Annotated in this window: 21 protein-coding genes and 1 tRNA gene; 14 read left to right on the forward strand and 8 right to left on the reverse strand. The window is 74.3% G+C overall.

Annotated elements, in window-relative coordinates:
* The first annotated feature begins 4 nt into the window (after positions 1 to 4).
* The 4 genes from dut (at position 5) to MTO91_RS11510 (ending at position 5,486) form a co-directional block, all read left to right on the forward strand.
* Complete coding sequence (gene dut, locus MTO91_RS11495; RefSeq protein ID WP_476654485.1) at positions 5 to 520, forward strand: dUTP diphosphatase; 516 nt, start codon at positions 5 to 7, stop codon at positions 518 to 520.
* Positions 521 to 4,030 carry a DUF3710 domain-containing protein gene (locus MTO91_RS11500; RefSeq protein ID WP_476654486.1) on the forward strand — a complete coding sequence of 1,170 codons (3,510 nt, stop codon included), beginning with the start codon at positions 521 to 523 and terminating at the stop codon, positions 4,028 to 4,030.
* Between the two features lie 250 nt (positions 4,031 to 4,280).
* Positions 4,281 to 4,658, forward strand: coding sequence for an OB-fold nucleic acid binding domain-containing protein (locus tag MTO91_RS11505; RefSeq protein ID WP_020622832.1), 378 nt, complete (start codon positions 4,281 to 4,283; stop codon positions 4,656 to 4,658).
* A 48-nt stretch (positions 4,659 to 4,706) separates the two neighbouring features.
* Complete coding sequence (locus MTO91_RS11510) at positions 4,707 to 5,486, forward strand: DUF3159 domain-containing protein (protein ID WP_208826458.1); 780 nt, start codon at positions 4,707 to 4,709, stop codon at positions 5,484 to 5,486.
* A gap of 43 nt (positions 5,487 to 5,529) precedes the next feature.
* Here the strand turns inward: MTO91_RS11510 and MTO91_RS11515 are convergent, their stop codons facing one another.
* Together MTO91_RS11515 and MTO91_RS11520 are read right to left on the reverse strand one after the other, a co-directional pair.
* Complete coding sequence (locus tag MTO91_RS11515) at positions 5,530 to 6,183, reverse strand: potassium channel family protein (RefSeq protein ID WP_405417596.1); 654 nt, start codon at positions 6,181 to 6,183, stop codon at positions 5,530 to 5,532.
* The gene (locus MTO91_RS11520) at positions 6,183 to 6,845 is read right to left on the reverse strand and encodes a potassium channel family protein (protein ID WP_073576989.1); all 663 of its coding nucleotides are present in this window, start codon (positions 6,843 to 6,845) and stop codon (positions 6,183 to 6,185) included. The genes MTO91_RS11515 and MTO91_RS11520 overlap by 1 nt, the downstream gene beginning before the upstream one ends.
* A gap of 138 nt (positions 6,846 to 6,983) precedes the next feature.
* On the opposite strand from MTO91_RS11520, the gene MTO91_RS11525 reads away from it, so the two are divergent.
* The 6 genes from MTO91_RS11525 (at position 6,984) to MTO91_RS11550 (ending at position 14,004) form a co-directional block, all read left to right on the forward strand.
* A complete protein-coding gene (locus tag MTO91_RS11525) occupies positions 6,984 to 9,065 on the forward strand; it encodes an APC family permease (protein WP_253068013.1) in 2,082 nt (693 codons plus the stop codon).
* Between the two features lie 32 nt (positions 9,066 to 9,097).
* The gene (locus MTO91_RS11530; protein WP_253068018.1) at positions 9,098 to 10,258 is read left to right on the forward strand and encodes a class I SAM-dependent RNA methyltransferase; all 1,161 of its coding nucleotides are present in this window, start codon (positions 9,098 to 9,100) and stop codon (positions 10,256 to 10,258) included.
* The gene (locus MTO91_RS11535; protein WP_405417592.1) at positions 10,255 to 10,965 is read left to right on the forward strand and encodes a metallophosphoesterase; all 711 of its coding nucleotides are present in this window, start codon (positions 10,255 to 10,257) and stop codon (positions 10,963 to 10,965) included. Before MTO91_RS11530 ends, MTO91_RS11535 begins: the two co-directional genes overlap by 4 nt.
* Before the next feature lie 73 nt (positions 10,966 to 11,038).
* Positions 11,039 to 11,115 (forward strand) — tRNA-Leu (locus MTO91_RS11540).
* Between the two features lie 575 nt (positions 11,116 to 11,690).
* Complete coding sequence (locus MTO91_RS11545; RefSeq protein WP_308215872.1) at positions 11,691 to 12,323, forward strand: ANTAR domain-containing response regulator; 633 nt, start codon at positions 11,691 to 11,693, stop codon at positions 12,321 to 12,323.
* A gap of 355 nt (positions 12,324 to 12,678) precedes the next feature.
* Positions 12,679 to 14,004, forward strand: coding sequence for an ABC transporter substrate-binding protein (locus MTO91_RS11550; protein ID WP_476654487.1), 1,326 nt, complete (start codon positions 12,679 to 12,681; stop codon positions 14,002 to 14,004).
* Positions 14,005 to 14,250: 246 nt separating this feature from the next.
* Here MTO91_RS11550 and MTO91_RS11555 read toward each other — a convergent pair whose 3' ends face one another.
* From MTO91_RS11555 to MTO91_RS11575, 5 genes are all read right to left on the reverse strand, one after another.
* The gene (locus MTO91_RS11555) at positions 14,251 to 15,066 is read right to left on the reverse strand and encodes an ABC transporter ATP-binding protein (protein WP_224402765.1); all 816 of its coding nucleotides are present in this window, start codon (positions 15,064 to 15,066) and stop codon (positions 14,251 to 14,253) included.
* Positions 15,063 to 16,058 (reverse strand): ABC transporter ATP-binding protein, encoded by a 996-nt coding sequence (locus MTO91_RS11560; protein WP_476654488.1) that lies wholly within the window; start codon positions 16,056 to 16,058, stop codon positions 15,063 to 15,065. The genes MTO91_RS11555 and MTO91_RS11560 overlap by 4 nt, the downstream gene beginning before the upstream one ends.
* Entirely contained in the window at positions 16,048 to 17,043 is a 996-nt protein-coding gene (locus MTO91_RS11565; RefSeq protein WP_062402727.1) for a branched-chain amino acid ABC transporter permease, read from the reverse strand. The genes MTO91_RS11560 and MTO91_RS11565 overlap by 11 nt, the downstream gene beginning before the upstream one ends.
* A 9-nt stretch (positions 17,044 to 17,052) precedes the next feature.
* Positions 17,053 to 18,357 carry a branched-chain amino acid ABC transporter permease gene (locus MTO91_RS11570; RefSeq protein WP_476654489.1) on the reverse strand — a complete coding sequence of 435 codons (1,305 nt, stop codon included), beginning with the start codon at positions 18,355 to 18,357 and terminating at the stop codon, positions 17,053 to 17,055.
* Between the two features lie 252 nt (positions 18,358 to 18,609).
* Complete coding sequence (locus MTO91_RS11575; protein ID WP_062402733.1) at positions 18,610 to 19,038, reverse strand: PaaI family thioesterase; 429 nt, start codon at positions 19,036 to 19,038, stop codon at positions 18,610 to 18,612.
* A gap of 228 nt (positions 19,039 to 19,266) precedes the next feature.
* Here MTO91_RS11575 and MTO91_RS11580 point away from each other — a divergent pair, with 228 nt between their 5' ends.
* Positions 19,267 to 19,860 carry a carbonic anhydrase gene (locus MTO91_RS11580; protein ID WP_178375068.1) on the forward strand — a complete coding sequence of 198 codons (594 nt, stop codon included), beginning with the start codon at positions 19,267 to 19,269 and terminating at the stop codon, positions 19,858 to 19,860.
* 4 nt (positions 19,861 to 19,864) lie between these two features.
* Here the strand turns inward: MTO91_RS11580 and MTO91_RS11585 are convergent, their stop codons facing one another.
* Entirely contained in the window at positions 19,865 to 20,713 is an 849-nt protein-coding gene (locus MTO91_RS11585; RefSeq protein ID WP_405417578.1) for a class I SAM-dependent methyltransferase, read from the reverse strand.
* Positions 20,714 to 21,013: 300 nt separating this feature from the next.
* Between MTO91_RS11585 and rpsA the strand changes: the two genes are divergently transcribed.
* The 3 genes from rpsA to coaE all read left to right on the forward strand — a co-directional run bounded on the left by rpsA (position 21,014) and on the right by coaE (position 24,715).
* Positions 21,014 to 22,504, forward strand: a complete 1,491-nt coding sequence (gene rpsA, locus MTO91_RS11590) for a 30S ribosomal protein S1 (protein WP_345652952.1) — start codon at positions 21,014 to 21,016, stop codon at positions 22,502 to 22,504.
* 237 nt (positions 22,505 to 22,741) lie between these two features.
* Complete coding sequence (locus MTO91_RS11595) at positions 22,742 to 23,545, forward strand: hypothetical protein (RefSeq protein ID WP_405417575.1); 804 nt, start codon at positions 22,742 to 22,744, stop codon at positions 23,543 to 23,545.
* 42 nt (positions 23,546 to 23,587) lie between these two features.
* Entirely contained in the window at positions 23,588 to 24,715 is a 1,128-nt protein-coding gene (coaE, locus tag MTO91_RS11600) for a dephospho-CoA kinase (protein WP_405417572.1), read from the forward strand.
* Positions 24,716 to 24,925 lie beyond the last annotated feature (210 nt).

Genomic DNA, 24,925 nt, shown 5'->3' on the forward strand with positions numbered 1-24,925 from the left:
CGCCGTGCCCGGTTCCGTGCCCGCTCCCCCGGACCAGCCGCCGGCAGCAGCGTCCGTCGACGTCCTGCTGATGCGGCTCGACCCCGACGTCCCCCACCCCGCGTACGCGCGGCCCTGGGACGCCGGGGCCGACCTCGTGACGACCACCGACGTGGTCCTCCAGCCCGGGCGCCGGGCGCTCGTCGGGACCGGGGTGGCGATCGCGCTGCCCGAGGGCTATGCCGGGTTCGTGCACCCGCGGTCCGGCCTCGCGGCCCGCTGCGGGCTGTCGATCGTCAACGCACCCGGCACCGTGGACGCCGGGTACCGCGGCGAGATCACGGTGTGCCTGGTCAACACCGACCCGGACACGCCGGTGGAGCTGCACCGGGGGGATCGCATCGCGCAGCTGGTGGTGCAGCGGGTCGAGACGGCCCGGTTCGTGGAGGTCACCGCGCTGCCCGCGTCGGTACGCGGCGCCGCCGGTCACGGCTCGACCGGCGGGAACGCCGCGCTCGTCGCCGGGGGAGGGGACCAGTAGATGCCGGGACGCGCACGCGGTCGGATGTTCGACATCCGTCCCGAGGACGGGGTCGAGGACACCGGGACGGGTGCCTATCCGGGCTATCCCGGCTACGGCGACTCCGACATCGACGACTTCGACGACTACGCCGACCACTATGCAGAGCAGGACGCCCGTCGCGGGGCGCCGCCGGTGAACGGCGCGGCCCCGCGCAACGGCTCCGGACCCGGTGCGCCGAACGGCAGGCCGCCCGCGCCGGGGCGCAACGGCTCCGTGCCCCCCGCCGGCCCCCGCCCGGTACCGGCGAACGGCCTTCCGGCCGGCCCGCGAACCGGTGCCGTCCCCGCCCCCGACGGCACCGCCGCGGCGACGACGGCGGTGCGCGCGGTCGGCCGCGACGCCACCGGCCGTCCCCCCGCCACCGGCGCCTCCGGGCGCCTGCCCGACCCCGCACCCGCCGCGCACGACGACCGGGTTGCCCCCGACGGCCGCTGGGACGACGAGGAGCCGCCGCTGCTGTCGCACCGGGCCGAGGACGACGAACTCGCCTACGCCCGCGACCGCACCCCGCAGGGCTTCGACGGCGGCGACCCCGACGACCCGTCCTGGGGCCGGCGCCCCTCCGCGCCGCCGTCCGACGACCTCGACGACGAGTACGACGACGACGAGTACGACGACGAGGACGAGTACGACGAGGACGAGTACGACGAGGACGAGTACGGCGTCGGCGACGCCCCGCTCTCGGTCCCGCCGCCCGGCAGCGGCGGCCGCCCGCTGGGCCCGGCCGACGTCGAGGAGCTCGACCCGTCGATGACCGACGCGCTCGCCCGCGTCGACCTCGGTGCCCTGCAGGTCCCGGTGCCCTACGGCGCCGAGCTGAAGCTGGAGCCCACGGGTGCCGAGCGCCCCCAGGCCGTGCACCTGCTGCTGGCCGAGGGCCGGATCGCGGTGAGCGCGCTGGCCGCGCCACGATCGTCCGGTCTGTGGGCGGACCTGTCCGCGGAGATCGAGCAGTCCCTGCGCAAGGGCGGCGCCCGGGTGCGCAACGCCCGCGGCGACTGGGGCCGCGAGCTCCATGCCCGCACCGAGAACGCCGCCTCGGTGTTCGTCGGCTGCGACGGCCCGCGCTGGATGGTCTACGGCGTGGCGACGGCGTCGCTGGAGACCGTCGAGGCCCTCGACGTCGAGCTCCGCCGCGTGCTGCGGGGGATCATCGTCGTCCGCGGGAAGTCGCCGTACCCGCCGCGGACGGTCCTGCCGCTGGAGCTGCCCGAGCACCTGCGCGAGCAGCAGCCCGAGGTCGCCCCCCAGAAACCCAGCATCACCGTCTCCGTCCCGGCCCCCACCGGCGCGACGGGCGCGACCCCGGTGCCGTCGGGCACCACCGGCGCGACCCCGGTGCCGTCCGGCCCGGCGACCGGCGCCCGCCCGGTGCCGGCCGCCGCCTCCGCGGAACCGGCGACGCCGGTGGAGCCCGCCCGCCCGGCCGGTCCGCGCCGCACCGCGCCCGCCGCCCCCGCGGCCCGGGCCACGCAGCCCCCCGCGGGGCCGGTGGGCCCCCGCCCGTCGGTCGAGGACGCCGACCCGCGCACCCGCGCGCTGCCGCAGGTCCGCCGCCCCGCCGCGGCGGCTCCGGCCGAGCTGCCCGCGGAGCGCACGGAGCTCACCCCCGCCGTCCGCGCCGACGAGTCGCCCGCCGAGCGCACCGCGCTGACCGGCGGCCCGCTGGTCACCCCCGGGTCCGAGGCGCGGCCCGGCCGCCGTCGCGGACGTCCGGCCCGGCCCGACCGGACCGGCGCGAACCGCCTCGGCGGCGCCCCGGCCGGGGGCGTCCCCGGCAGCGCGACCCCGACCGGCGCGATCCCGACGACGGGTGGCGTCGCCCCCGCGGCCGGCCCGGCCCGGCCCGGGGCCGACACCGGTGCGCGCCCGCTGCCCGGCCGCGAGCCGATCCACGCCCCGGCGCCGCTGCACGCACCGGACCCGGCGCCGTCCGCGGCCGCCCCGGTCCGGGCCGCCGAGCCCGAGCCGGTGGAGACCCCGGCCCGCCGGGACCCGGCGGTGACCGCGCTGTCGGTCGCCGACCTGCTCGCGGGTGCCGAGGACGACCGGTCCGCGACCCCGCTCACCGGTTTCGGCCGGGGCGCGTCGGCCGGCGACATCCTGGACACCGGCACCCCCGTGCCGGCCGTCCTCGACGACGGCCCCTCCCTGTCCGGCACCGCCCTCGACGGCCGTTCGGCTCTCGACGCCGGTACGGCTCCCGGTGGCGGCCCGGCCCTCGGCGGCGGTGCGGGCACCGGGACCGGCCTCGGGACCGGTGACGCCGCGGACGGGCGCGGGACCCGCGGCAGCACGACCACCGCCGGCGGTGCCGCGGGCACGGCCGCACCGGGCACCGGTGGGGCGGGCCGGCGCTCCCGGCGTGACCGCGCCGCCGACGCCACCCGTGTCGACGCCGCGGACCTGCTCGCCGGGCGCACCCGGGACACCCCGGCCGCCACCCCCGCACCGGCGGCGCAGCCCACCGGGGCCATCGAGGACATCCCGCTGTCGGACGTGCCGCTGATGGAGGCCACGCTCGACCGGCTCCCGGCCCCGCCGGAGCCCGCCGCACCCGCGCCCACCCGTCGTCGGCGGGGCACCCGCCCCTCCGCGGACGCGCCCGGCCACACGGCACCCGCCGACCCCACCCCGGACGACGACGGCTGGCTGTCCGCCGAGATCGCCGCCAGCCGCCGCTCCGGCCGGCACGGAGCGGGGGCGGGCACCTCGGTGGCCGACCTGCTCGCCGCCGTCGCCCTCGATGCCCCCGCGGGCGGCGGACGACGCCGCGAACCCGACGCCGCCCCCGACGCCGGGAGCGGCACCGCGGGTCCCACGCCCGCCGGCCCCGCGTCGGCGAGCCCCGCGTCGGCGAACCCCGCGTCGGCGAACCCCGCGCCGCCGAACCACGTGTCGGCGAAATCCGCGTCGCCGCGCCCGTCCGGCCGGGGAACGGACGACCCGGCGAGACCGGGCCGGCCGGAATCGGGCCGGGCCGAGCCGGGCACGAACGGCCGGGCCGAGCCCGGCACGGACGGCAGGGCCGAACCGGGCCCGGGCGGGGACGACCTGTTCCGGGCCGCGGGCGACGCGGGCCGCCCCTGGCACGGAGGCGGTCCCACCTCGGCCGACGAGGCACGCAGCGCCCTGCAGGACCTGCTCCGCAGCGCGTCGGCCGACCGCGGACCCGACGCCGACGGGCGGGGGGCCGACCGCGCCGACGCGCACGGCGGCGTCACCGGTCTGGCCGACTACCGGGCCAGCCGGGCCGCCGCCGGACGGGCCGCGGCCCGCGCCGCCGAGGACCCCGCGGACGCGGACCCGGCCCGCACCGGCACCGGGGACGACGACACCGACGACGTCCCCGACGCGCTCGACGCCGGCCGTGCGGCGGGCGGGTCCGGGCTGACCGGCCAGTGGTCGTCCGGTCGGCGCGCGGGCGGCACCGGTCCCCGCGACCTCGGACGGCACCGCCGGGACTGAGCGGGAGTGCGGTGGGCGCGGGTGTCCGGTACGCCCGGCCCGCGCCTGCCCACCGACCACCGGGCGCGGCCCGGGAACCGGTCGGCGGGGCGGCGACCGGGAGGTCAGGGCCGCCACGGGCACAAACCGGAGCGTCCGCGCGTTACGCTCTCGGCGCCACCACGACACCCTGTCGGGTCGCCACGCGAGTGCGGGTCACCGGAGGGTCCGGTGACCCCGGGCCGGTACCGGATGCGGGCCGAGGAGAGACATGGGCAGCACGGATGGCGGAGCGTTCCGCCGGATGCTCCGCAAACTCACCAGCGACGTCGACGAGCTCGACGCGCGCGATCTCGCCGAGGACGTCGAGGAGACCGGGGCACGCCCGGCCCGCGACTGCGCCTGCGGCGAGGAGGTCACGATGCTCGGCCGGATCCGCAGCGTCGACCTCTGTCCGCAGAGCGCCGACGCCACGCTGAAGGCCGAGCTGTTCGACGGCACCGACGGCGTCACCCTGGTCTGGATGGGCCGGCGGAGCATCCCCGGCATCGAGGCCGGGCGCACCATGCGGGTCCGTGGACGGATCTCGGTCCGCGACGGTCGCAAGGTGCTCTACAACCCGTACTACGAGATCTGCCAGGCGCAGTGACCCGCGGGACCCTCGCGGTCTGCTCCTGAGCCGACGGATCGGACCGGCTTGAACGACCACCACCACGACGCCCCGACCACCCGGATCCCGCGTGTCCCCGACGTGGACCCGCAGGACCGGACCGCGCCCCTCGGCCGGCCGGTGACGGCACCGGCGCACGCCGCCGGGCCCGAGCCGGAGCGGACCGGGCCCGCGGCGGCACCGGCGACGGACGCGGGCGGGCGGGCTCCGACCCCCACCCTGCTCGAGCAGATGGGCGGGGTCACCGGGATCGTCGCCTCGACGATCCCGGTCGTGGTGTTCGTCGTCGCCAACGTCCTCGGCGACCTGCGGACCGCGCTGTACGCCGCGCTCGGCGCCGGGGTACTGGTGCTGCTCTGGCGGCTGGTCCGGCGCGACCCGGTGATGCCGGCCATCTCCGGCCTGCTCGGCGTCGGGGTGTGCGCGCTCGTCGCGAGCCGGACCGGCGAGGCCCGCGGCTTCTACCTACCCGGTCTGCTCTACAGCGGCGCCCTCGGGATCGTCGCGCTGGTCTCGATCATCGCCCGCTGGCCGCTGGCCGGGGTGATCTGGCACGGCATCAACGGACACGGCACCGAGTGGCGCCGGGACCCCCACCTGGTCCGTGCCTACGGCTGGGCCACCGCGGTGTGGGCGACGACCTTCCTCGCGAAGGTCGTCGTGCAGGGCGGGCTGTACCTGGCCGACTCCGAGACCTGGCTGGGCGTCGCGCGGCTCGCGATGGGCTACCCGCTCACCGGTGTCGCGATCCTGGCCACGATCCTCATCGTGCGCCGCGCCGAGCGCGCCCGCACCGCGACCGCCTGACCCGTACCGGCGCGCGAGGTCCGCGCGCCGGTCCCGGGCGGGGTCACATGAGGGCGGCGCGGATGTCCTCCTCGACCGCCGTCGTCGCCACGAACAGCAGCTCGTCGCCGCCTTCCAGGGCGTCGTCGGGCTGGGGCACGATCACCCGGCCGCCGCGCAGGATCGTCACCAGTGCCGAGTCCGTCGGCAGCTCCAGCACCCGCACCGGCCGTCCGGCCAGCGGGGTGTCCTCGGGCAGCGTCACCTCGACGAGGTTCGCCTGCCCCTGGCGCAGCGTCAGCAGCCGCACCAGGTCACCCACGGCGACGGCCTCCTCGACCAGCGCCGCCAGCAGCCGCGGCGTCGACACCGCGACGTCGACGCCCCAGTTCTCGCCGAACAGCCACTCGTTGCGCGGGTCGTTCACCCGGGCCACCACCCGGCGGACCCCGAACTCGGTCTTCGCCAGCAGCGAGACCACCAGGTTGACCTTGTCGTCGCCGGTCGCGGCGATCACGACGTCGCAGCCCTCGATGCCGGCGTCCTCCAGCGAGGACAGCTCGCAGGCGTCGGCGTGCACCCACTCGGACTCGGGGACGGCGTTCGGGTCGATGTGGGTCAGCTCGCGCTCGATCAGCATGACCCGGTGGTCGGACTCGACCAGTTCCAGCGCGATGGACCGCCCGACGGCGCCCGCCCCCGCGATCGCGACCCGCATCAGTCCTCCTCGGGCGGCGCCGCGGCGGCCGCCGTCACGTCGCTGACCGTGCCCGAGACCGCCGCCACGTAGACGGTGTCCTCGTGCTGCACGGTGGTGTCCTTGGTCGGCAGCACCCCGGTGCCGAACCGCACGATGAACGCGACCCGCGAGTTCGTCGCCCGCTCCAGGTCCCGGATCGGGCGCCCCACCCAGTCCTCGTGCAGCGGCAGCGGCAGGACGGCCACGGTGCCGGTCGGCTCGCGCCAGGCGGTGGCGACGCCGTCGGGCAGGAGCATGCGCAGCAGCCGGTCGGTCGTCCACGGGACGGTCGCGACCGTCGGGATGCCCAGACGCTCGTACACCGCGGCGCGCTTGGCGTCGTAGATCCGGGCGACGACCTTGCCGACGCCGTAGCTCTCGCGCGCCACCCGGGCGGCGATGATGTTGGAGTTGTCCCCGGAGGAGACGGCGGCGAACGCGTCGGCGGACTCCAGCCCGGCCTCGTCGAGGACGCTGCGGTGGAAGCCGAAACCGACGACCTGGCGCCCGCGGAAGTCCGGGCCGAGCCTGCGGAAGGCCTGCGGGTCGCGGTCGATCACCGCGACCTCGTGGCCGAGCCGCTCCAGGCCCGAGGCCAGGGACGCGCCGACGCGGCCACATCCCATGATCACGACGTGCATGGCGTCAGGGGTCCTTCCGCCGGGTGGGGGGCCCGGGATGTACGGTTCGTTCCTTCTGTACGCGGCGACGCGGACGCCGACGACGCGGAGTGAACGCTATCGCGAAGCGCAACGGAGCGGGGGCATAGGCTGCGCCCCGTGTCCAAGCTCGCCGTCGCTCTCAAGCGGCTCGTGGTCGGACGACCGCAGCGCAGCGACCGCCTGACCAGCACCCTGCTCCCGAAGCGGATCGCCCTCCCCGTGTTCGCCTCCGACGCCATGTCGTCGGTCGCCTACGCCCCCGAGGAGATCTTCCTGACCCTGTCGGTCGCCGGTGTCGCCTCGTACGCGATGTCGCCGTGGATCGGTCTCGCGGTCGTCGTCGTCCTGCTGACGGTCGTCGCCAGCTACCGGCAGAACGTCCGCGCCTATCCCTCCGGCGGGGGCGACTACGAGGTCGCGACGGTGAACCTCGGCAAGAACGCCGGACTGACCGTCGCCAGCGCCCTGCTCGTCGACTACACCCTCACCGTCGCCGTCTCGATCTCCGCGGCCGCGGCCAACATCGGTGCGCTGGTGCCGTTCGTCGCCGAGCACAAGGTGCTGTTCGCGGTGTCGGCGATCGTCGTGCTCACCGCGATCAACCTGCGCGGCATCCGCGAGTCCGGCGCGGCCTTCGCGATCCCGGTCTACGCCTTCGTCATCGGCGTCGCGACGATGATCATCTGGGGCCTGACCCGGGTGCTGATCCTCGGCGACTCCGTGCGGGCGGAGAGTGCCGACCTGCGCCTGGTCGCCGAGGGCGACGCGTTCACCGGCCTGGCGCTCGTGCTGCTCGTGCTGCGCAGCTTCACCCAGGGCGCCGCCGCGCTGACCGGTGTCGAGGCGATCTCCAACGGGGTGCCCGCCTTCCGCAAGCCGAAGTCGAGGAACGCGGCCACCACGCTGCTGCTGCTCGGCGTGATGTCGGTGTCGCTGTTCATGGGGCTGATCGCCCTGGCCCAGCTCACCCACGTCCAGATCGCCGAGGACCCGGCCCGCCAGTTCCCCGACGCGCCGCCCGGCTACGAGCAGCACACCATGATCGCCCAGCTCGCCGACGCCGTGTTCGACAACTTCCCGCCGGGCTACTTCTTCGTCATCGTGATGACGGCGCTGATCCTGGTCCTCGCCGCGAACACCGCGTTCAACGGCTTCCCGGTGCTGGGCTCGATCCTGTCCCAGGACCGCTACCTGCCCCGTCAGCTGCACACCCGTGGCGACCGGCTCGCGTTCTCCAACGGCATCGTCGCGCTCGCGCTGTTCGCGATCCTGCTGGTCGTGGGGTTCCAGGCCGAGGTCACCCGGCTCATCCCGCTCTACACCGTCGGCGTGTTCGTGTCGTTCACGCTGTCCCAGGCCGGGATGGTCCGGCACTGGAACCGGGAGCTCGCGCTGGACCCCTCGGCGTCCGAACGCCGCCGGATGCGCCGCGCCCAGTCGATCAACGGGTTCGGCGCCTGCATGACCGGCGTCGTGCTGGTCACGGTGCTCGTCACGAAGTTCGCCCTCGGCGCCTGGATCGCGATCGTCGCGATGGGCGGGTTCTTCGTGCTGATGCGGATGATCCAGCTCCACTACGACCGGGTCGCCGCCGCGCTGGTCGCCGACGAGTCCGACGACGTCCTGCCCTCGCGCAACCACGCCGTCGTCCTGGTCTCGACGCTGCACAAGCCGACCCTGCGGGCGCTGGCCTACGCCCGCGCGACCCGCCCGGACATCCTCGAGGCGGTCACGGTCAACGTCGACGACTCCGAGACCAAGAAGCTCGTCGAGCAGTGGCACAAGCGGAACCTGCCGGTCCCGCTGAAGGTCGTCGAGTCGCCCTACCGGGAGATCACCCGGCCCGTGCTGGACTACGTCAAGCGCATCCGCACCGACTCCCCGCGCAACGTCGTCACCGTCTACATCCCGGAGTACGTCGTCGGGCACTGGTGGGAGCAGGTGCTGCACAACCAGAGCGCGCTGCGGCTCAAGACGCGGCTGCTGTTCCAGCCGGGGGTGATGGTGACCAGCGTGCCGTGGCAGCTGCCGTCGTCGTCGCGCACACGGGCGCTGTCGCCGCTGCAGGCGCCGGGGGCGTCCCGGCGCGGCTACCCGGGCATGGAGCAGCTGCCCGGCGAACGCCGCGACGGCGCGGGCGTCGGGACGGGTGGCGGCACCCCGTCCGCACCCCGGGTGACGAGGAAGGAGAACCGGTGAACGCCGACACGGCGACCGACTGGACCGACCGCATGCTGGAGCTGCGGGTCGGCCCCGTCGCGCACGGCGGCCACTGCGTGGCCCGCGACGGGGACGGTGGCCGGGTCGTGTTCGTCCGGCACGCACTGCCCGGTGAGCTGGTCCGTGCGGTGGTCACCGACGACCCGGGCGGGGCGTTCTGCCGCGCCGACGCCGTCGCCGTGCTGGAGGCGTCCCCGGACCGGGTCGAGCCCGCCTGCCCGTGGGCCGGTCCCGGGGGCTGCGGCGGCTGCGACTTCCAGCACACCGACCACGCCACCCAGCGCGCCCTGAAGACGACGGTCCTGCGCGAGCAGCTGGAGCGCCTCGGCGCCGGCGCCGCGGTCGTCGCCACCGCCGACCTCGCCGCCGTCGAGGTCGAGGAGCTCCCCGGCGGTCCGCTCGGCTGGCGCACCCGGGTGCGGCTGGCCGTCGACGACGACGGCGTCCCCGGCCTGCGCGCCCACCGCAGCCACGACGTGTGCGAGATCGGCGACTGCCCGCTCGTCCCGGCCGGCGCGCTGCCGCCGGTGCTGGAGCGCCGCTTCCGGCCCGACTCCGAGCTCGACGTCACCGTCGTCGGCGACGGCGCCGCCCGGGTCGGCTCCGGCGCGACAGTGCACGCCGCGGACCGCACCTGGGAGCTGTCGGCCGGCACGTTCTGGCAGGTCCACCCTGCGCTGCCGGACACCCTCGCGTCCGTCGTGCGCGACTGGGCCGACGCCCCCACCGGCGGCGTCGCCTGGGACCTCTACGGCGGCGTCGGGCTGCTCGGCTCGGTCCTCGCCGGCCAGGTGGGGGAGTCGGGGACCGTGCTGGTCGTCGAGTCCGCCGCGTCCGCGGTCGCCGACGGCGCCTCCGCGCTCGCCGACCTGCCGCAGGTCCAGTTCGTCCGCGGCCGCGCCGAGCGCGAGATCAGCCGGCTCGGCCCCGACCCCGACGTCGTGGTCACCGACCCGCCGCGCGCCGGGCTCGGGAAGGCCGCGGTGCGCGACCTCGCCGCCCGCGCCCCGCAGCGGATCGTGCACATCGCCTGCGACCCGGCCGCGCTGGCCCGGGACCTGTCGCTGTTCGCCGCCGCCGGGTACCGCACCGCCGCGCTGCGGGCGTTCGACGCGTTCCCGATGACCCACCACATGGAGGCGGCCGCCCTGCTGGAGCGGATCCCGCGGTGACCACCGTCGTCCAGCTGTCGGACCTGCACCTCGGCCGCCCGGACACCGACGGCCGGGCCGCCCGCGCCGTCGCGGGGGTCCGTGCGCTGGACCCGGCGCCGGACGTCGTGCTCGTCACCGGCGACCTCGCCGACGACGGCGCCCCCGAGTTTTACGCCTCCGCGGCACGGCTGCTCGACGGCCTCGGCGCGCTGCACGTGCCCGGCAACCACGACGACCGCGCCGCGATGGCCGACGCCGTCGGACCGGTGGGCGACCGGCTGCACCGCACCGGCGGGACCACCGTCGCGCTGCTCGACACCCTCGTCCCCGGGGCGCCGCACGGTGCGCTGTCCGACGCCGCGGTCGCCCTGCTCGCCGAGGCCGTCCGGGACCCCGCGCCGCTGCTGGTCGCCCTGCACCACCCGCCGGTCGCGGTCGGGCACCCGGTCCTCGACGGGATGCGGCTGCTCGAGGCCGGTGTGTTCGAGGCCCTGCTCGCCGCGCGCAGCGACCCGACGCTGGTGGTGTGCGGGCACGTCCACACCCCGCTGGCGACGACGTTCGCCGGGCACCCGCTCGTCGTCGCCCCGTCGGTGGCGCCCGCCCTGCGCTGGCCGGACGTGCCCGGGACCGGGGGGAGCGACCCCGTCCCGGCGCCGGGTGGGGTGCTGCACGTGCTCGGGGACGGGCCGCCGCGCAGCCGGTTCCTGAGCTGGCCGGTGTGAGGCGGGTCGGCTGCCGCGGGTTGCCCGGAACCCGCTAGGATCGGTTCACCACAGAATGCAGTGAATTGCTTTCGCCCTCGTATTCCAACTGGCAGAGAAAGCGGTCTCAAACACCGTACAGTGTGGGTTCGAATCCCACCGGGGGCACCATTCGCCGATCCGTCCGACGTGTCGGCCCACGGCTCCGGGCACCCGCGTCCCGGGGTGCCTTCGCCGTCTGGCCTGCATGTTCCTCCGGATGGACGTGGTGGGCACACCCTCCCGGTCCGGCTCGGCAAAGGCGGCGCCACACCGTCGACGCCCACCCCGACCGCTTCCCGCGCGGCTTGTCCCCCTTCCGACGACGGTCGCGCCACGAACCGTGTCCGGGCCCGCCGGTCCGACGGTTCCCTGCGCGAGTACGCCACTGTGCGCCGGTTCCTCGGCACCACCTCCGACGACATCGTGCGGCACGCCGAGGCGGCGGCCCGGGACCGGCCGGGGATCGCACACCGGCCGGCGCACGCGACCTCGCCGTCGGTCGCGTGACATGACGCCGTCGCCGCGCCGGAGGCCGCGATCGGCCCGACGACCCGAGCACCGCCGCTCCTGCCCGATCGGACGGGTAATGCGGTCGGCGGATCGTGTTTCCGCACACGAAAGGCCGAAGTGGTTCGGCTGTGCACCCATACCGCCGGTAGCCTGGGCGCTCCGGACACCCCACTGACCGATGAAGGAGTTCTCCGGTGACCGACAACGTTCCCGCAGAGAAGCCGGCCGAGGACGGCCCGCAGCCCGGGTGGCGGGTGCTGGTCGTCGAGGACGAGGCGCTGATCCGCATGGACCTGGCCGAGATGCTCTCCGAGGAGGGCTACCGCATCGCCGGTGAGGCCGGCGACGGCGAGGCCGCCATCACCCAGGCCCGCGAGCTGAGGCCCGACCTGGTGATCATGGACGTCAAGATGCCCAAGAAGGACGGCATCGAGGCGGCGTCGACCATCGTCGAGGAGAAGATCGCGCCGGTGGTCATGCTGACCGCGTTCAGCCAGCGCGAGCTGATCGAGCGCGCCCGCGACGCCGGCGCCATGGCCTACCTGGTCAAGCCGTTCGCGCGGCACGAGCTGGTCCCGGCCATCGAGCTCGCCGTCTCCCGGTTCGCCGAGAAGAAGGCGCTCGAGGACGAGGTCGCCTCGCTCAACGAGCGGTTCGAGACCCGCAAGGTCGTCGACCGGGCCAAGGGCCTGCTCATGACCGCGCAGAAGATGTCCGAGCCGGAGGCCTTCCGCTGGATACAGCGGACCGCGATGGACCGCCGGACGACCATGAAGGCCGTCGCCGAGGCGGTCGTCGAGGGGTTGGCCCCGGCCAAGTCCTCCTGAGGCGCGGGCGGCGGTCGACCACCGCCGCCCGGCACCGTCGTTCCGGCCCCGCCGCGCACCGCGCGGCGGGGCCGGCGTCGTCCGTGCCGGCCGGCGGGCCGCCCTGCCGGGCCCCGAGGGCCGACGGCCCGTCGACGGGACCGGTGCCCCCCGTTCCGATGCGTCACGAGACAATTCCGGTTACCGAATGTGGCCGTCCGGGCACCGGAAAAGATCCACTTGTGTCACGCTGGTGTCCGCGGATCACATTCCTGTCACGAGTGGTGACGGTGTCCCCTTTCCTGGTTCGGGCGTACTACTTTTCCGCCATCCTCCCGCGCTGCTTCGGGCGGGCGGAGAACCGAAGGGGATTCGAATGACGCGAACGACGTGGCGACTCGCCGCCCTCGCCGGGGCGGCGTCGCTGGTACTGGCCGGATGCGGTGGCGGGGACACCGGTTCCGGCGGGGCCACCGGCGGCTCGGAGGAGCCCGCCGCCGCGGGGCAGGCATGCACCCCGCCGCAGGCACAGGCCACCGGCAATCCCGGCACCGCGCCGCTGAAGATCGGCTCCCTGCTGCCGGAGACCGGGAGCCTGGCGTTCCTCGGTCCGCCCGAGTTCGCGGGGGTCGACGTGGCGGTCAAGGAGATCAATGCCGCCGGGGGAGTCCTCGGCAACCCGGTCCAGCACCTGCGCGGTGACTCGGGTGACGACACCACCGACATCGCGAACCAGACCGTCGACCGGCAGCTCGGCGCCGGGACGCAGGTCATCGTCGGTGCCGCCGCGTCGGGTGTGTCGAAGCTGGTCATCGACAAGATCACCGGTGCGGGTGTCGTCCAGTTCTCGCCGGCCAACACCTCCGACGAGTTCACCTGCTGGCAGGACCGCGGCCTGTACTTCCGGACCGCGCCGCCGGACGTCCTGCAGGGGCAGGCGCTCGCGCAGCTGATCACCTCCGACGGTGGCCAGCGGGTGGCGCTGCTCGCCCGCAACGACCCGTACGGCTCGGGCCTGGCGGACAGCGCCGAGCGCAACCTGGTTTCCGCCGGCATCCCGCAGGACCAGATCACCAAGATCATCTACGACCCGAACGCGGCGTCGTTCAACCCCGAGATCGACCAGGTCGCCCAGTTCAACCCGGACTCCGTCGCGGTCATCGGCTTCGACGAGTCCAAGCGGATCCTGTCGCGCATGAGCGAGGTGCAGATCGGACCGGCCCAGAAGGCCGTGTACGGCACCGACGGCAACATGGGCAACGCCCTGGGCGAGGGACTGCCCGCGGGCCTGCTGAACGGGATGAAGGGCACCCTGCCGCTCACCGAGCTGTCGGGCGACTTCCGGCAGCGGCTCACCGCGCAGGACCCGAGCCTGACCGACTTCAACTACGCGGCCGAGTCCTACGACGCCGTCGTGGTCTCGGCGCTGGCCGCCGAGGCCGCGAAGTCGACCAACGGCGCGGACATCGCGACCCAGATCAACGGGATCACCAAGGGCGGCGAGAAGTGCACCGACTTCGCCGGCTGCAAGGCGATCCTCGACCGGGGCGGTGACGTCGACTACGACGGCGCCACCGGCACGCTCGACTTCACCGACGCCGGTGAGCCGGGATCCGGGTCGTACGGGGTCCAGACGTTCAACGCCCAGAACAAGATCGACGAGGCGGCGACCACCTACGTCCGGGTCGGCGCCCAGGGCTGACACACCGCACCACACGCACCGACACGAGGGGGCGGGCCGCCACGGCCCGCCCCCTCATCGTCCCCGGGACCGGCCGCGCCCCACCGGGACGATGCACCGGCCCGGCACCCGGCGCGACGCAGGGCACGACGCCCCGGCGGCACCCGGGGCGCACCGGCGCGGTGGCCCCGGTGGACCCGCACCGGGAACACGACGGCCCCGCCCCCGTGGGTGGGGGCGGGGCCGTCGCTGGACCGGCGCGTCAGGTCACTTCTTCTCGCTGCTGCCGGCCAGCGTCCCCAGGTACAGCTCGATGACCTTCGGGTCGTTCAGCAGGTCCCGGCCACCCGCCGTGTAGGCCGCGCGGCCCTGGTCGAGCACGTAGCCGCGGTCGCAGATCTGCAGGCAGCGACGCGCGTTCTGCTCCACCATGATGACCGAGACCCCGGCCGCGTTGATGCGCTTGCAACGGACGAACACCTCGTCCTGGAGCATCGGGGACAGGCCCGCCGACGGCTCGTCGAGCAGCAGCACCGACGGTTCCATCATCAGGGCCCGCCCCATCGCGACCATCTGGCGCTCACCGCCGGACAGCGACCCCGCCTTGATCTTCCGGCGCTGCCCCAGCATCGGGAACAGGTCCGCGACGACGTCGAAACGGCTCGCGAACGTCTTCGGCCGGAGGAACACGCCCATCTGCATGTTCTCCTCGATCGAGAGCGAGGGGAACACGTTGTCGCGCTGCGGGACGTACCCGAGCCCCTTGGTGACCAGGGCGTGCGCCTTGGCCCCGGTGATCTCGGCGTCGCGCAGCCGGACCGTGCCGCTGCGCACGGGGATCAGCCCGAACATGGCCTTCAGCAGCGTCGACTTGCCGGCGCCGTTGGGCCCGATGATGCCGACGATCTCGCCGTCGCGGAGGAAGAAGTCGCTGCCGGTCAGGATGTCGACGCCCGGCACGTACCCGGCGACGAGGGTGTCGACCCGCAGCACGGCGCCCTCGGCGAGCGCGCGGTGGACCTCCGGGGTGGCGGCCTGCTCCGGTGTCATGGCCCGGTCGGCACCGGGTGCCTGCTCGCTCATGTGCGCTTCCCCTCCTGATCCGGGCGGGCCGGACCGGTGCCGTCGTCGGCGAGGGCGCCCTCGATCTCGGCGGCCTCCATCTCGGCGACGATCTCCGCGGTCTGCCCGACCGGGTTGCCGTGCTCGTCGAACTCGAGGACCTGGCCGTGGTGCGAACCGAGGTAGGCGTCGACGACGGCCTGGTTCGACGACAGCGCCGAGGGCGGCCCCTCCGCGATCACCTGCCCCTGGGCCATGACGACGACCCAGTCGGAGATGTCCCGGATGACGTCCATGTCGTGCTCGACGAACACGACGCTCATGCCCTCGTCGCGCAGCGACTTCACGTGCCCCAGCAGGCTCTGGGTGAGCGCCGGGTTCACCCCGGCCATCGGCTCGTCGAGCATGACGACCTTCGGGTCCATCATCAGGGCCCGCGCCATCTCGAGCAGCTTGCGCTGCCCGCCGGACAGCGACCCGGCCAGGTCCTCGGCCTTGGTGTCGAGCTTGAAGCGGGCCAGCAGCTCGCGGGCCTGCTCGGTGATCCGCCGTTCCTGCGCGCCCCAGCCGGTGAACAGCGCGCCGAGGAAGCTCTCGCCGCGCTGCCCGACCGCGCCGAGCTTCATGTTCTCCAGCACCGTCATGCCCGCGAGGGCCTTGGTGAGCTGGAACGTGCGGACGACGCCCTTACGGGCCACCCGGTGCGGCGGCAGCTTCTGCAGCGGGCTGCCCTCGTAGATCCAGGAGCCCGTGTCGGCCCGGTCGAAGCCGGTCAGCAGGTTGAACAGGGTCGTCTTCCCGGCGCCGTTGGGGCCGATGAGGCCGGTGATGGCGCCGCGCTGGAACTCCAGGTGGGCGACGTCCACGGCCTTCAGGCCGCCGAACGTGCGGGTCACGCCGTCCACGGTGAGCACCGGGTCCGGCTTGGCGACGCCCGGCTCCGGGGCGACGCCGGTCAGCGTGCGGGCCGGGTCGGTCACGGTCGGGTCGGGGGTCGTGTCCTCAGCGGCCATCGCCCAGCACCTCCCTGCGGCGTCCGAAGATGCCCTGTGGTCGGAACACCATCATGAGCCCCAGGAACAGGCCGACGAGCACGAAGCGGATCGCGCCGACGTCCTGGGAGGAGATGAACGGCAGCAGCGGCGACTCCCCGGCCGTCGCCTGGCGCAGGAACGCGTCGGCGACCGACAGCAGGAACCAGAACGCCATCGCGCCGACCACCGGGCCGAAGACCCGTCCCGCGCCGCCCAGGATGAGCGCGGCGTAGGCGAAGAAGGTCTGCGGCGGCGAGTAGAAGTCCGGCGTCAGCGACTGGGTCGCCAGGGCGAACACGATGCCGCCCAGCGCACCGAACACCCCGCCGAGGGCGAGCGCCTGCATCTTGTAGGCGAAGACGTTCTTGCCCAGCGCGCGGGCGGCGTCCTCGTCCTCCCGGATCGCCTTGAGCACGCGGCCCCACGGGCTGCGCACGAGCAGCCAGGTGAGGAGCACGCACAGCCCGACGACCGTCCAGCCGACGAGGATCGACCAGAGGTCCGGCCCCCGCAGCGACAGCACCCCGAAGTCGTAGGTGCCGGTGCCGAACGGGTTGGCGCGGGCGAAGGAGTCGGCGAACCCGGTGAGGCCCTGGGTGCCGCCGGTGAACCCGGTCTGCGAGGTCGACCGGGTGATCAGGCGCAGGATCTCCGACGCCGCGATCGTGACGATCGCCAGGTAGTCCGCGCGCAGCCGCAGCGTCGGAATGCCGAGCACCAGGGCGAGCGCGACCCCGCAGGCCATGCCGATGAGGACGCCCAGCCAGAGCGGGGCGCCGTAGTTCGCGACCGAGATGCCCATGCCGTAGGCGCCGACCAGCGCGAAGCCGATCTGGCCGAAGTTGAGCAGCCCGGTGTAGCCGAAGTGGATGTTGAGGCCGAGGGCCAGCAGCGCGAAGAAGATGGCCGAGGGGCCGATCAGCTGCGAGAGCCCGACCGTGAGGAGCTGTCCGAAGTCGATCATGTCCGCCCCTCAGCCGATCCGTGCCCGGGACCCGAGCAGGCCCTGCGGCCGGAACACGAGGATCACGATCAGCACGGCCAGCCCGCCCAGGTACTTGAGATCCAGCGGCAGCACCAGCGTCGAGAGCTGCACCAGGATGCCGACGATCAGGCAGCCGAGCAGTGCGCCGTAGGCGGTGCCGAGGCCGCCGAGGATGACGCCGGCGAACATGAGCAGCAGCAGGCGGAAGCCCATCTCGTACTGGACGGTGGAGGACAGCTCCGACAGCGCGAACAGCACGCCGCCGAGGGTGGCCAGCGCCCCGCCCAGCATCCAGACGAACAGCACCACGCGGTCGACGTCGATGCCCGACGACGCGGCGAGGTCCCGGTTGTCGGACACCGCGCGCATGGCCTTGCCGATCCGGGTCTTCTGGAGCAGCAGCGCGACCGCGACGAGGACGACGATCGCGATGACGATGGCCGACAGGTCCTTGTCGGTCAGCGCGACCGGGCCGTAGTTCCGGACGGTCTGCCCGGTGTAGTCGGCGAAGGACTCCGACCGGCCACCGAAGATGATCAGCACGAGGTAGCGCAGCGCGATCGACAGGCCGATGGAGACGACGAGCTGGGCGATCAGCCCGGCGCCCCGCCGGCGCAGCCGCCGCCAGATGCCGAGCTCGTTCGCGGCGCCCAGCAGGGCGCCGATGAGCATCGCGACGATCGTCGCGGGGATCAGCTGCACGCCGCCGCCGACGTTGATGAACCAGGCGATGACGGCGCCGATGGTGACCATCTCGCCGTGCGCGAAGTTCGTCAGGCCGGTGGTGCCGAAGATCAGCGACAGGCCGACCGCCGAGATGCCGATGACCAGGCCGAACCGGATGCCGTCGACGAGCAGCCGCAGGAAGGTCGCGAACCCGCCGGTGTCGGCGCCCTCGACCTCGGCGCCGAAGCGGAACACCACGGTGTTCAGCGATCCGGCGGTCACCTCGCGGGTGGTCTCGCCCTGCAGGACCTCGGTGCCGGGCGGCAGCGAGGCCTCGTCGAGCCGGAACAGGTACGAGCCCGCGCCGGGGACCGTCAGGGTCCAGCGGCCGTTGGCCCCGGAACGGGTCTCACCGGCCGGCGCACCGTCGCGCTCGGCGGTGATGCGTACGTCCGGCAGCGGCTGACCGTCCTGGTTCCGCAGCGTGCCGCTGACGTCGATGCCGTCTGCCTGCTGGAACGGGGCGACGGCACCGGGGGAGGCCGGTACGGGGCCGGCGGGGGCGGTCGCCGCGGCGGCCGTCCCGGACAGGACGAGCGCGCCCAGCAGGGTGATGAGCAGGCCCACCAGCCACCGGGCGGTCGTGGGGATCGGGGAGGGCCGGGACGCACCGACGGGCGGGGTGGCCGCGCGATCGGCGCGCGGTCGGCGCGGGAGCGGGGGTGGTGACAACGTTCGTCCTCGGGGGGTCGTCGGACACGACTCTGTGCGACACCCTGATGGGTGATGGGGGCGAACGTAGCCGAGGAGAGAACTGGTACGGACGTCTCGGACCAGGACGTAGCCGAGACGTAACGCGACGGTGTCGCAGGGCGAGCGTCAGGTCACCGGCGGTCGTGTGTCGCGGTGCAGGCAGGTCAGCTTCGCGGTGCAGACGCGGCGGCCGTCGTCGTCGACGAGGACGATCTCGGTGGTCGAGGTGGACCGCCCGACGTGGATCGGCCGCGCGGTCCCGGTGACCCAGCCCGACGTGGCGGAACGGTGGTGGGTGCAGGCCAGCTCCAGCCCGACCGGGAACCGCTCGGGCAGCGCGTGCAGCGCGGACAGGGTCGACCCGAGGGTCTCGGCGAGGACGCCGCTGGCGCCGCCGTGCAGCAGCCCGTAGGGCTGGCGGTTGCCCGCGACCGGCATCCGGCCGACGACCTCGTCGAGGTCGGCCTTGAGGATCTCGATGCCCATCCGGTCGGTGAGCTGCTCGTCGGCGTGCTCGGAGCTCAGCTCCGGCAGCTGGTCGGGGGTGATCGGCACCCACCGACCCTACGACGCGCCGCGGCCCGGGACGACATGGCGCCCCGTGGTCCCGGTCGCCGGTGCCCGCCAGGACCCGGCCACCGGCCGGATGGAGCGGCTCGGGACGCTCCGGGCCGCCTGCCGTGCGGGTCTCGTCACACGGGAGGGGTGCAGCGGCGTGCATGCTTGCCCGCACGGACCCGTTCGCCGATCTTGGTCGGTGAGAAGCCGACCGAGGGAGACCCTATGGCGAACGACAGCAGGCCGACCGCGGCCCAGGCGTGGCAGATGATGCTGGAGGGCAACGGGCGCTGGCAGCGCGACGAGCGCGAGGACCCGCGACGGTCCGCGGAGGAACGCGCCGCCGCCGTGGCGGGGCAGACCCCGGCCGCGATGATCCTCTCCTGCTCGGACTCCCGCGTCCCGGCGGAGCTGGTGTTCGACCTGGGTCTGGGTGACCTGTTCGTGGTGCGGACGGCCGGTCAGGTCGTCGACGACGCGGTGCTCGGCACGCTGGCCTTCGGCGCCGGGGCGCTGGGCATCCCGCTGCTGGTGGTCCTCGGCCACTCCCAGTGCGGCGCGGTGAAGGCGGCCGTGTCGGTCGCCTCCGGGCAGCCCGCGCCGGCGCCGTCGACGCTGGGCGCCCTGGTCGGCGACATCGTCCCGGTGTGCGAGGGGGAGGGCGAGGGCGCCGTGGCCGGCGCGGTCGACGCCAACGTCCGCCGGGTCGTCGCGCAGCTGACCTCCGACCCGTCGCTGTCGGGGGCGGTCTGCAACAACCACCTCACGATCATCGGTGCCCGCTACGACCTGGAGACCGGCGCGGTCCTCGAGGTCTGACGGCTCAGCCCGGCCGGTGGGTCACGAGGATCGCGGTGCCGGGGAACAGCGCGCCGCGCAGCGGCGACCACTGTCCCCACACCCGCTCGTGGCCCTCCGGCCACTCCGGCTCGACCAGGTCGTCGAGCACCAGGCCGGCGGCGACGACGTCGCGCACCCGGTCGCCGAGCGTGCGGTGGTGCTCGACGTAGGTGGCCCGGCCGTCGCCGTCCACCTCCAGGTACGGGGTCCGGTCGAAGTAGGACTGGACGACGGTGAGCCCCTGCTCGCCGGGGTCGTCGGGGAAGACCCAGCGCATCGGGTGGTTCACCGCGAACACCCAGCGCCCGCCGGGACGCAGCACCCGGTGCACCTCGCGCATGACCCGGCCCGGGTCGGCGACGAAGGGGATCGCCCCGAACGCCGAACAGGCGTGGTCGAACGTGGCGTCGGCGAACGGCAGGTGCTCGGCGCCGGCCTGCACGAGCGGCACCGACAGCCCGAGCGCGTCGTTCAGCCGGGCCGCGTGACGCAGCATCCCGCCGGAGACGTCGAGCGCGACCGGGTGCGCCCCGCGGCGGGCCAGCCACCGGCTGCACGGGGCGGAGCCGGCGCCCACCTCCAGCACCCGCTTCCCGGCGAGGTCCGCGGGCGGGCCGAGCAGGCCCGCCTCGTCCTCGTGCAGGTTCTCCGGGCACCAGACGAACGACTCGTCGCCGATGTCGGAACCGTGCTCGGCCAGGTAGTCGTCGGCGTCGGCGTCCCACCAGCGGCGCCCGGCCGCCTCGGACTCGGCGCTGCCGACGCGGCGCCGGGCGACACCGGCGGTCCCCACGGCGTCCTCGGCGGAGAAGTACTCGTCGCGGCTGCTCATGACCACCCGATCGTCGCAAGCCCGTGCGCGCCCGCGGATGGCGGACCCGCATTGCCGGGGGGTTTGCGGGCCGCGTAGCATTCTTCCCGCACCGTGGTCAACGTGTCGGCCGACCGCGCGGCGCCACTCCAGCGCCGGTCTCGCGGGTGTCCGTGCACCGATGTTCCCGACCACGGGAATCGACGCCAGAGGGTGACTGTTACAACGTCACAGCTACACGTACCAGAACCGGGGCGCGCTGCTGCAGCAGAGCCGACCGGGCCGACCATGCCAGAGAAATCCATCGGAGCACCTCACTACATGTCCACCGACACCACCGCCGCCCCGACCACGCCGCAGGTCGCTATCAACGACATCGGGTCGGAGGAGGACTTCCTCGCCGCCATCGACCAGACGATCAAGTACTTCAACGATGGCGACATCGTCGAGGGCACCATCGTCAAGGTCGACCGTGACGAGGTCCTGCTCGACATCGGCTACAAGACCGAGGGCGTCATCCCCTCGCGTGAGCTGTCGATCAAGCACGACGTCGACCCCGCCGAGGTCGTCGAGGTCGGCGAGTTCGTCGAGGCCCTCGTCCTCCAGAAGGAGGACAAGGAGGGCCGTCTGATCCTGTCCAAGAAGCGCGCGCAGTACGAGCGCGCCTGGGGCACGATCGAGGCGCTCAAGGAGGCCGACGAGCCGGTCGAGGGCACCGTCATCGAGGTCGTCAAGGGCGGCCTGATCCTGGACATCGGGCTCCGCGGCTTCCTCCCGGCCTCGCTGGTCGAGATGCGCCGCGTGCGGGACCTGCAGCCCTACGTCGGCCGCAAGATCGAGGCCAAGATCATCGAGCTGGACAAGAACCGCAACAACGTGGTCCTGTCCCGCCGCGCCTGGCTCGAGCAGACCCAGTCCGAGGTCCGCAGCGAGTTCCTCAACCAGCTGCAGCGCGGTCAGGTCCGCAAGGGCGTCGTCTCCTCGGTGGTCAACTTCGGTGCGTTCGTCGACCTGGGCGGGGTCGACGGCCTGGTGCACGTCTCCGAGCTGTCCTGGAAGCACATCGACCACCCGAGCGAGGTCGTCGAGGTCGGCCAGGAGGTCACCGTCGAGGTCCTCGACGTCGACCTGGACCGCGAGCGCGTCTCCCTGTCGCTGAAGGCGACCCAGGAGGACCCGTGGCGCCTGTACGCCCGGACCCACGCGATCGGCCAGATCGTGCCGGGCAAGGTCACCAAGCTCGTCCCGTTCGGTGCGTTCGTCCGCGTCGAGGAGGGCATCGAGGGCCTGGTCCACATCTCCGAGCTGGCCGAGCGCCACGTCGAGATCCCGGAGCAGGTCGTCCAGGTCGGCGACGACGCGATGGTCAAGGTCATCGACATCGACCTCGACCGCCGTCGCATCTCGCTGTCGCTCAAGCAGGCCAACGAGGGCATGACGGTCGACACCGAGTTCGACCCGACCCGCTACGGCATGGCCGCCGAGTACGACGACCAGGGGAACTACATCTACCCCGAGGGCTTCGACGTCGACTCCGGCGACTGGAAGGAAGGCTTCGACGAGGCCCGCGCGGCCTGGGAGAAGCAGTACGCCGAGGCGCAGGCCCGCTACGACCAGCACATGGCGCAGATCCGCAAGGCCGCCGAGGCCGAGGCGGAGGGCGGCAACGACATCGCGCCGGCGAACTACTCCTCCGGCGGTGACGACGACCGTTCGACCGGCGGTGGCGGTGGCCAGGCCGAGTCGGGTGGCTCGCTCGCCAGCGACGAGCAGCTCGCCGCACTGCGCGAGAAGCTCTCCGGCGGGGCCTGACGGTCCCGTGCCGGTCCCACGCGGACCGGCGACTGCACCACACCGGGCCCCGGTGACCGTCACGGTCACCGGGGCCCGGCCCGTTTCCGGTGGCCCTCCGGGTCCCGGTCGATGCCCGTTCACGTCGCCCGGCGTGTCAGAGCGGACACGCCATGTGCAGATCACGGTTCGGCTGCGGTTGGTCACGGCGCGCGCACCGGTCCGGAGTCGATCTTCGGGTCGGCCTAGATTGGGTGTATGGCCGGCCGTACCGTCCGCCGGACGCGTTCCGGCGAGTCCCTGTCCCACGACCGCACGTTCCTGCGTCGCGGGCGGTCCGCGTTCGCGAGCGTCCTGCTCGCCGCGGTCCTCGCCGGATGCGGCACGGCGTCCGGGGACACCGGGATCGCGGTCCCGACGTTCCCGGCCGAGCAGTCCGGCGCCGCCCAGGCAGGGCGGGAACCGATCCCGATCGCGCTGCCCACCGACTGCGTGCAGCTGATGGACCCCGAGCAGGCCGGAGCGCTGTTCGGGCAGGTCCTGGGGTCGGTGTCGGTCCAGTCGGTCCGCGGCGTCCCCGAGGCGTCGGTGAACCGCACCGAGCGCACCGCCTGCACCTACCGCGCGGGCGGCCAGGCCCAGGCCTTCGGCGGGGCGCGCAACTCCGGCCCGGTGCTGTTCCAGCTCAACATCGGCCGCTACGGCGACACCGCGTCCGCGACCCGCCAGTGGCAGCTCAACACCAACGCCGAGCGCGGCTCGGCCACCGCCTCGCGTGACATCACCGTCGGCTCGGTCCCCGGCGTCCTCGTCGAGCGGCCGGACGAGACCACCCTCGCCCTGGTCTACGGCGTCGACACGCTGACGTTCATCCTGCCGGTGGCCGCTCCCGGGCAGACCCGGTCCGCGGCCGAGACCCTGCCCGACCTGGCCCAGCGCATCATCCCGGCGCTGACGCCGACGCAGCCGCCGTCCGCGCGGCCGACGCCCGCCGCACCGCCGGCGGCCACCACCCCGCAGGCCGGCACCGGTGCCGCGGGCAACGCGCGCGGCACCACCTGAGCGCGGCCGGGGCGACCCGGCACGGCCCGCTACGGTGATCACGTGCTGCGGACAGGGCTGACCGGCGGAATCGGTGCGGGCAAGTCGACGGTCGCGACGCGACTGGTCGAACGCGGGGCGGTGCTGGTCGACTCCGACGTGATCGCCCGCGAGGTCGTCGAACCGGGCACCGCGGGGCTGTCGGCGATCGTCGAGGCCTTCGGTCGGGACGTCCTCGACGCCGACGGCCGGCTCGACCGGCCCGCCCTCGCCGCCGTCGTCTTCTCCGACGCCGGGGCACGGCGCACTCTCGACGGCATCGTGCACCCGCTGGTGCGGGCCCGGTCCGACGAGATCGTCGCCGCCGCCCCGGCGGACGCGATCGTCGTGCAGGACATCCCGCTGCTCGTCGAGGGCGGCATGGCGCCGACGTTCCCGCTGGTCGTCGTGGTCGGGGTGGACGCCGAGGAGCGGGTCCGGCGGCTGGTGTCCGCGCGCGGGATGAGCGAGCAGGACGCCCGGGCCCGGATCGCCGCCCAGGCCGGTGACGAGCAGCGCCGCGCCGTCGCCGACGTCTGGCTGGACAACTCGGGGGAGCCGGACGACACCCGTCGCCGGGTGGACGCGCTGTGGGACGGACGGCTCGCCGGGTTCGAGGAGAACCTGCGCACGGGCCGCCCGGCCGCGGACGGACCGCCCCGGCTCGTCGAGCACGACCCGGACTGGGCGGCGCAGGCCCACCGGCTCGCCGAGCGGGTCGCGGTCGCCGCGGGCGGTCCCGGACGCGGGGTGGAGCACGTCGGGTCGACGGCCGTCCCGGGGCTCCCCGCCCGCGACGTGCTCGACCTGCAGCTCGCGGTGGAGTCGCCCGCCGACGCCGGTACGGTCACCGATGCCCTGGTCGCGGCCGGGTTCCCGGTCGACCCCGCCGCCCCGGAGGAGACCACGGGAACGGTGCGGGTGCACCGCTCGGCGGACCCGGGGCGGGCCGCCGTGGTGGCCGTACGGGTATACGGCTCGCCCGCCTGGCGGCACGCGATCGAGCTGCGGGACCGGCTGCGCGCCGACGCGACCGCCCGTGCCGGCTACGCCGCGCACAAGCGTGCGGCGGCGGAACGGCACGCCGACGACCCGGACTCGCGCCACTACCGTGCGTGCACGGCGGAGTGGCGATCCGACCCGAACGGTTGAGCATCTCGGGATGCAGATCACGCGGAACGTGACGATCGGGTCGCGCCGGACCCGTTTCTGTAACGCCGCACGCTCGTTGGTCGATCAGGCGGGGCAGAGGGTGCTCCTGCCCGGATCGGCCGCGGTACCTGCGGGTACCCGTCGATCGGGCCGGTCACCGGGGTGATCGGCACCGGACCGGAGGGTCCGGTGACGGCGACGAGAGGACAC

This window comes from Pseudonocardia sp. 2-7 (assembly GCF_056341085.1).

What these genes read in the sequence shown, in the direction of transcription:
- MTO91_RS11500 (WP_476654486.1), top strand. Translation starts at nt 521, where the DNA reads ATGCCGGGACGCGCACGCGGTCGGATGTTCGACATCCGTCCCGAGGAC.
- MTO91_RS11565 (WP_062402727.1), bottom strand. Translation starts at nt 17,043, where the DNA reads ATGATCGACTTCGGACAGCTCCTCACGGTCGGGCTCTCGCAGCTGATC.
- MTO91_RS11580 (WP_178375068.1), top strand. Translation starts at nt 19,267, where the DNA reads ATGGCGAACGACAGCAGGCCGACCGCGGCCCAGGCGTGGCAGATGATG.
- MTO91_RS11505 (WP_020622832.1), top strand. Translation starts at nt 4,281, where the DNA reads ATGGGCAGCACGGATGGCGGAGCGTTCCGCCGGATGCTCCGCAAACTC.
- MTO91_RS11520 (WP_073576989.1), bottom strand. Translation starts at nt 6,845, where the DNA reads ATGCACGTCGTGATCATGGGATGTGGCCGCGTCGGCGCGTCCCTGGCC.
- MTO91_RS11560 (WP_476654488.1), bottom strand. Translation starts at nt 16,058, where the DNA reads ATGGCCGCTGAGGACACGACCCCCGACCCGACCGTGACCGACCCGGCC.
- MTO91_RS11585 (WP_405417578.1), bottom strand. Translation starts at nt 20,713, where the DNA reads ATGAGCAGCCGCGACGAGTACTTCTCCGCCGAGGACGCCGTGGGGACC.
- MTO91_RS11550 (WP_476654487.1), top strand. Translation starts at nt 12,679, where the DNA reads ATGACGCGAACGACGTGGCGACTCGCCGCCCTCGCCGGGGCGGCGTCG.
- MTO91_RS11555 (WP_224402765.1), bottom strand. Translation starts at nt 15,066, where the DNA reads ATGAGCGAGCAGGCACCCGGTGCCGACCGGGCCATGACACCGGAGCAG.
- rpsA (WP_345652952.1), top strand. Translation starts at nt 21,014, where the DNA reads ATGTCCACCGACACCACCGCCGCCCCGACCACGCCGCAGGTCGCTATC.
- MTO91_RS11595 (WP_405417575.1), top strand. Translation starts at nt 22,742, where the DNA reads ATGGCCGGCCGTACCGTCCGCCGGACGCGTTCCGGCGAGTCCCTGTCC.
- MTO91_RS11530 (WP_253068018.1), top strand. Translation starts at nt 9,098, where the DNA reads ATGCTGGAGCTGCGGGTCGGCCCCGTCGCGCACGGCGGCCACTGCGTG.
- MTO91_RS11515 (WP_405417596.1), bottom strand. Translation starts at nt 6,183, where the DNA reads ATGCGGGTCGCGATCGCGGGGGCGGGCGCCGTCGGGCGGTCCATCGCG.